Genomic DNA, 259 nt, shown 5'->3' with positions numbered 1-259 from the left:
AGAAACCCAGCTCGCCAACATCCATCAGGGCCAGCATGTAGAAGTTGAACTGGACGCCTATCCGGGTCAGACCCTGGACGGAGTGGTAGACAGTTTTTCTCCTGCCACCGGTGCAAAGTTTGCTTTGCTGCCGCCCGAGAATGCCACGGGAAACTTCACCAAAATTGTTCAGCGGGTGCCGGTCAAAATTGTGATCCCCCATCCTGATCAGCTCGCCGGGCAGCTACTTCCGGGGTTATCTGTGGTCGCGACCATAGAT

1 protein-coding gene is annotated in these 259 nt (G+C 55.6%); it reads left to right on the top strand.

Translation table 11 applies throughout. The annotated features are described in order from the left end of the window. A partial coding sequence (locus ACYP03_RS26820) for an HlyD family secretion protein (protein ID WP_459782782.1) occupies positions 1–259 on the top strand: 259 nt, incomplete at both ends.

The organism is Photobacterium sp. R1 (genome assembly GCF_054600795.1).
This window is presented reverse-complemented; position numbering and strand designations above follow the sequence as displayed.